Annotated in this window: 4 protein-coding genes; 2 read left to right on the top strand and 2 right to left on the bottom strand. The window is 63.2% G+C overall.

All coding sequences use genetic code 11. The features are described from left to right. Together IC66_RS0101270 and IC66_RS0101265 are read right to left on the bottom strand one after the other, a co-directional pair. Positions 1 to 1,594 (bottom strand): TonB-dependent receptor (locus IC66_RS0101270; RefSeq protein ID WP_038946401.1); only part of this gene is annotated, 1,594 nt, incomplete at its 3' end. A gap of 225 nt (positions 1,595 to 1,819) precedes the next feature. Then, on the bottom strand, positions 1,820 to 2,059 hold the full coding sequence (locus tag IC66_RS0101265; protein ID WP_018319817.1) for a hypothetical protein: 240 nt from the start codon (positions 2,057 to 2,059) through the stop codon (positions 1,820 to 1,822). Positions 2,060 to 2,435: 376 nt separating this feature from the next. Between IC66_RS0101265 and IC66_RS0101260 the strand changes: the two genes are divergently transcribed. Together IC66_RS0101260 and IC66_RS0101255 are read left to right on the top strand one after the other, a co-directional pair. Beyond that, a complete protein-coding gene (locus tag IC66_RS0101260) occupies positions 2,436 to 3,608 on the top strand; it encodes an efflux RND transporter periplasmic adaptor subunit (protein ID WP_038946400.1) in 1,173 nt (390 codons plus the stop codon). Continuing rightward, positions 3,605 to 6,751 (top strand): multidrug efflux RND transporter permease subunit, encoded by a 3,147-nt coding sequence (locus tag IC66_RS0101255; protein ID WP_028145176.1) that lies wholly within the window; start codon positions 3,605 to 3,607, stop codon positions 6,749 to 6,751. Before IC66_RS0101260 ends, IC66_RS0101255 begins: the two co-directional genes overlap by 4 nt. Positions 6,752 to 6,767: the final 16 nt, after the last annotated feature.

The following is a 6,767-nucleotide window of genomic DNA, read 5'->3' as shown; positions in this document are numbered from 1 at the left end:
GGATACCGCCGTTGACGATGATCGTGTCCTGCCAGTTCGCGGTGTCCATGACGTACACGCTGCTGGTGTTGACGCCATAGCGCGTCGGATTTCCGACGAGCCCCGGAATGCCGAAGGGAATGTTGGTGTATTGCGGGGAGTAGAGATTGACCCCCGTGACGGCACCGGTGCTCGTGAACGGGCTTCCGGCCAGCTCTGACGCGAGGCCGGCGTAGCGGTCGATCGAGATGTTCTCGTTCGAATATTCGACGCCGAACACCGCGGTGTGCTTGACCCCGCCGGTGTCGAGCTTGAACGTCGCCTCGTTCTGATTGGTCCACACGTCCACGTTCTGGTAGCGGCTCTGCGCGCTCGCCGTCGTGGTCCAGAGCATCGGATTGGGGCTGGTCGTAATCGGGTTCTGCGGCAGCGTGCCGATATAGTTGAGCACCGAATGCTCGCCGCGCACCTTGCTGGTCAGCGTGATGGCCTCGTTGACCTTGTACTCGATCGTGCCGGTGCCGAAATCCTGCCGCGCCGTCTGGAAGTCGCGATTGAGGAAGCCGTACCAGTTGCCGCGCGGAATACCAGCCGAGGTCACCGGCACATTGCCCTGCCTGTAATAGGGCACGCCGAAATCCGGCAGACCGCTGAGGTCGGTGTGGACGTAGTTCGTGGTGATCTTGATGTCGCTCGTCGGGGTGTACTTGGTCGAGATGAAGGAGCCCCAGCGATTGTCGGTCACATAATTGCGGCCGGCGACGTTGGCGTCCTGGAACAGGCCGCCCGTGCGCACCGAGAAGGTGGGATCGATGACCTGGTTGACGTCGAGCGTGACGCGCTTTGTGTAGTCGGTCCCGAACTCGGTATCCATGCGCTGGAAATTGCGATCGCCCGCCTGCTTGGTGACGATGTTGATGGCGCCGCCGGCGGTGCCGCGGCCGGCATAGGAGGACGCGGGACCGCGCAGAATCTCGATCTGCTCGGTGAAGAAGTTCTCGCGGATGGACACGGCGGGATCGCGGATGCCGTCGATGAACACGTCGTTGCGCGCATCGAAGCCGCGGATGAAGAAACGGTCGCCGAACGCGTTGCCGCCCTCGCCCGAGCCCAGCGTCACGCCCGCGGTCGAGCGCCCGATCTCCTTCAGCGTCGTCGCGTTCTTGTCCTCGAGCACTTCCTTGCTGAGCACCGTGATCGACTTGGGCGTGTTCAGCATCTTCTCGGGAAACTTGCCGCTGGCCTGGACGTGGTCGACCTTGTAGGGCGCGGCCGGATCCGCATAGGGATTGCCGTCGGGAGCGCCTGACGGTGTGGTCGGCGCCGTCTGCTGAGCCGCCTGCTCGCGCTGCGCGGCGCGGCGAATCGCATTGCGGGCGCGGACCTGCTCCGGCGAGGGCTTCGACGACGTTGGACGCGGACGTTCGACGGGAGCATCGACCGTCACCGGCGGCAGGTTCGACTGCTGCGCCTGCGCGCCGCTCGACACCGACGCCACCGCGATCAAGCTCGCAACTGCGGAGACCTTCTTGCCGGAAACGCCTGCGAACTTTTCATCCACCAGACCGAATGCTGCGACCGAACGCAACGACTTCGGTGCGACCACCTGCCCCATTACCAAACGCCCCATCTTCCTGTTCGCTCATTCACTTCGACGAACGATGAGTGTTGGTATCGACCACAAAATAGCGGGTCAATGCGAGCGCCTCGCAAGAACCCTTGAATCAGTCCAGTTCAAAACAATTCTAAACTACAGTTTGAAATCGTTCTAAACTGATATTGGACTCGTTCTAAAAGACAACGCGCCGATGCTGGGCAATCGGCGGTCTCGCTCACAGCATCAATCGCTGCTCGGCGGCTTCATCAGCGAAAACAATTCGTCGACGGTTTTCAGCGCAACAGCGCGCACGCGATCAGTGCTGTCCATGCCGGCGATGTTGACGCCGTTCACGACGGCTTTGATCTCGTCCCGGAAGTCGGTGAGGAAGCGCAAGGGATCGCGCTGCTCATTGGCGACACGCGCGATCAATCCCGTGATCAGAATCTGACACGCGATCAGCTTGCCGTTCAGCTCGTCCATCCTGCGCTCCCTTTGTGGCGGCGCCGATATGGACGATGCCGAAATTCCTGACAACCGAAACGGCTTCCGCCCGACTTAGAACCATTCTTGTTACGATACCGACTGGCGGCTCGGCCCGCACCATTCGGCCCGAGCACACCGTCTGGGAGTGCTGCTTGAGGTTTGCCCGCCGATCGCGTCTGCCGGGAAAATGCAGCACTGCACACCGCCGTGCCAGACCACTGCCCAGACGGTGCAAAGCTTTCCAATTGTTTAGGATTCTCAACTGATAGTGCTGTTTACACTGGAACTTGGCGTGTATTATACAAACGCTTATGGAACCCTACGATTGCCCCATAATTCGTAGCTGAGGGCACAAGAGCCGACACGAGACGATATGAAAAAGTCCCGGCCGATCCTCTGGATTCTGATCATCGCGGCCGTGGCCTCCGCGGGTTACTATGGTTGGCAGAAATTCGGCGCCTCCCAGGCTGGAAAAACCCAGACCGCCCAGAAGGGTCCGCCCCGCCCGCCCGCCGTCCCCGTCAGCGTTGCCCCGGTCCAGAAGGTCGACTTCCCGGTCTATCTGACCGGTCTCGGCACGGTTCAGGGGTTCAACACCGTGCAAGTCCGCACCCGCGTGGATGGCCAGATCGACAAGCTCGCCTTCCGCGAAGGCCAGATCGTCCAGCAGGGCGAGCTTCTGGTCTCGATCGATCCCCGTCCCTATCAAGCCACGCTCGACCAGGCCAAGGCCAAGAAGGCGCAGGACGAGGCTAGTCTGGCCAACGCCAATCTCGAGCTTCAGCGCGCCATGAAGCTCGGCGAATTCGCCACCGCCCAGCGGGTCGACACCCAGCGCTCGACCGTCGCCCAGCTCACCGCCCAGATCGCCGCCGACGAAGCCGCGATCGCCAACGCCCAGACCCAGCTCGACTACACCCAGGTCAAGGCGCCGATCACCGGCGTCGCCGGCCTGCGCCAGGTCGACATCGGCAACATCGTCAACGCCTCGACGCAGACGGGCATCGTCACGATCTCGCAGGTCGAGCCGATCTCCGTGATCTTCACCGCGCCGGAAGACCAGCTGCCCTATATCACCGAAGGGCAGAAGAGCGGCGCGCTCAAGGTGATCGCTTTCACCACCGACGGCAAGAAGACGCTGGCCGAGGGCAAGCTTGCGGTCATCAACAACCAGGTCGACACCAGCAGCGGAACGATCCGGCTCAAGGCGGTGTTCGACAACAAGGACCACACGCTGTGGCCGGGCCAGTCGGTCTTGACGCGGCTTCTGGTGCGGACGCTGAAGGATGCGACCGTGGTTCCGGATGACGCGGTCCAGCATTCGACCAATGGCCTCTACGCCTATACCGTCAATCAGGACAACAAGGCCGAGGTGCACAAGGTCAAGGTCAGCTACGCCATCGACGGACATTCGGTCATCGAAGAAGGGCTGAGCGCCGGTCAGCAGGTGATCACCGGCGGCCAGTTCAAGGTGCAGCCCGGAAGCCTCGTCTCGACGACGGTGGCGAGTTCGAACCCGGCCCAGAACAAGGTACGACAGGAATGACCGAGGGCGGGATTTCGGCACCTTTCATCCGTTATCCCATCGGCACCTCGCTGCTGATGGCCGGCATCCTCTTCGTCGGTCTCGTCGCCTATCCCCTGCTCCCGGTCGCACCGCTGCCGCAGGTCGACTTCCCGACCATCCAGATCACCGCCAATTTGCCGGGCGGTAGCCCCGAGACGATGGCTTCGTCGGTGGCGCAGCCGCTGGAGCGCCAGTTCGCCCAGATTCCCGGCATCGCCCAGATGACCTCGACGAGCTATCTCGGCACGGCGTCGATCACCATCCAGTTCGATCTCAACCGCAGCATCGACGGCGCCGCCAATGACGTGCAGGGCGCCATCAACGCCGCCAGCGGCCAGCTGCCGAAGAACCTGCCGTCGCCGCCGACGTACCGCAAGGTCAACCCGGCGGATGCGCCGATCCTGCTGCTGTCTGCGACATCGGAGACGTTGCCTCTGACCAGCGTCAGCGACGCGGTCGACGCCCAGCTCGCCCAGCAGATCAGCCAGCTCTCCGGCGTCGCCCAGGTCTTCATCGGCGGCCAGCAGAAACCCTCGATCCGCGTCCAGGTCGATCCGGCGAAGCTGGTCGCCAAGGGCCTGTCGATGGAGGACGTACGCAGCCAGATCGCGATCACCACGGTCGACAGTCCGAAGGGCAATATCGACGGCGAGAAGCGCGCTTACACGATCTACGCCAACGACCAGCTCACGCACGCGAAGGACTGGAACGACGTCATCATCGCCTATCGCAACGGCGCTCCATTGCGAATCCGCGACATCGGCCAGGCGGTCAGCGCCGCTGAAGACGCCAAGCAGGCGGCCTGGGCCAACGGCAAGCGTGGCGTGTTCCTGGTGATATTCAAGCAGCCGGGCGCCAACGTCATCGAGACCGTCGATCGGATCAAGGCCACCCTGCCTCGCCTCGTGGCCGCGATCCCGCCCGCCATCAAGATCGAGCTCATCAGCGACCGCACAACGACCATCCGCGCCGCCGTCGAGGACGTCCAGTTCACGCTGCTGCTGACCATCGCCCTCGTGGTCATGGTCATCTTCATCTTCCTGCGCAGCTTCTGGGCCACCGTCATTCCGGCCATCACGGTTCCGCTGGCGCTGCTCGGCGCCTGCGCGCTGATGTGGGTCGTCGGCTATTCCCTCGACAATCTATCGCTGATGGCACTCACCATCGCGGTCGGATTCGTCGTCGACGATGCCATCGTGATGCTCGAGAACATCACGCGCTACATCGAGGAAGGCGAATCGCCGATGGCGGCGGCCTTCCGCGGCTCGAAGGAAATCGGTTTCACCATCGTGTCGATCAGCATCTCGCTGGTCGCAGTGCTGATTCCGCTGCTCTTGATGGGCGGCATCATCGGGCGCCTGTTCCGCGAATTCGCCGTCGTGCTGGCGATGACCATCTTCGTCTCGATGTTCGTGTCGCTGACCCTGACGCCGATGATGGCCTCGCGCTTCCTGCGCGCCCATGGCGAGGTGCGCCACGGCCGGTTCTATCAATGGAGCGAGCGCGCCTTCGACGCGATGCTGCGCGGCTACGAATACGTTCTCGACCACGCCCTGGCCTGGCGGCGCACCACGCTGGCGATCTTCTTCGCCACGCTCGGACTGTCGATCTATTTGTTCGTCCTGATCCCGAAGGGTTTCTTCCCGCAGCAGGATGTCGGCCTGATCACGGCGACTTCGGAAGCCTCGCAGGACATTTCGTTCAAGGAGATGACCCGGCGTCAGGAACAGCTCGGCAAGATCATCCTCGCCGATCCCGATGTTGCCAGCGTCGCCATGTCGATCGGCGGCAGCGGCCGCGCCGGCAACAACGGCAACATATTCATCACTCTGAAGGCTCGCGACAAGCGCGATGCCTCGGCTCAGCAGATCATCGCGCGACTGCGTCCCCAGTTCGACAAGGTCGAGGGCGCCCGCGTCTACATGCAGGCAGCCCAGGACGTGCGCCTCGGCGGACGGCCGACGCGTACGCAGTTCGAATTCACGCTGCAGGACGCCAATCTGGACGAGCTCAACGAATGGGCGCCCAAAATCCTCGCCAAGATGCAGACGCTGCCGGAGCTGCGCGACGTCGCGACCGACCAGCAGACCCAGGGCACCACGGTCCAGCTCAAGATCAACCGCGACACCGCCGCGCGCTACGGCATCCAGCCGCAGCTGATCGACGACACGCTGTATGACGCCTTCGGACAACGGCAGATCACGCAGTATTTCACCCAGCTCAACACCTACAAGGTGATCCTGGAGATCCTGCCGGAGATGCAGGGCAATCTCGACAGCCTGAACAAGCTCTATCTGAAGTCGCCGCTGACGGGCGACCAGGTGCCGCTATCGACGTTCGCGACCTGGACCACCGATCCGGTCCGCCCGCTCTCGATCAGCCACCAGGGCCAGTTCCCGGCGATCACCATCAGCTTCAACCTCGGCCAGGGCGTCGCGCTCGGTCAGGCGACGGAAGCCGTGCAGAAGGCGATGGCAGATCTCGGCGCGCCGCCGACGCTGAACTCGAGCTTCCAGGGCACCGCGCAGGCGTTCCAGCAATCGCTCGGCACCGTGCCGCTGCTGATCCTTGCCGCGCTCGTCGTGGTCTACCTGATCCTCGGCATCCTCTACGAGAGCTACATCCATCCGATCACGATTCTGTCGACCCTGCCCTCGGCAGGCGTCGGCGCGCTTCTGATCCTGATGGCGGCCGGATTCGACTTCAGCCTCATTGCCTTGATCGGAATCATTCTCCTGATCGGCATCGTGAAGAAGAACGGCATCATGATGGTCGACTTCGCCATCGCCGCCGAACGCGACGAGCACAAGACGCCGGCGGAATCGATCCGCCAGGCCGCCCTGCTCCGCTTCCGCCCGATCATGATGACGACGATGGCCGCGCTGCTCGGCGGCGTGCCGCTGATGCTCGGCCACGGCACCGGCGCCGAGATCCGCCAGCCGCTCGGCTACGCCATGGTCGGCGGCCTGATCGTCAGCCAGGCGCTGACGCTGTTCACCACGCCGGTGGTCTATCTCTATCTCGACGAGCTCAACAACTGGTTCTCGGGCTGGGGCCGTTCGGGTGACGGCGAAGGCGGCGAGACGGTCGAGCACGGCACCGTTAAGGAAGCCGCCGAGTAGCGGCTTGCACGGCGCT

It is taken from the genome of Bradyrhizobium genomosp. III (genome assembly GCF_000261705.1).
Lineage (GTDB): Bacteria > Pseudomonadota > Alphaproteobacteria > Rhizobiales > Xanthobacteraceae > Bradyrhizobium > Bradyrhizobium ottawaense.
This window is presented reverse-complemented; position numbering and strand designations above follow the sequence as displayed.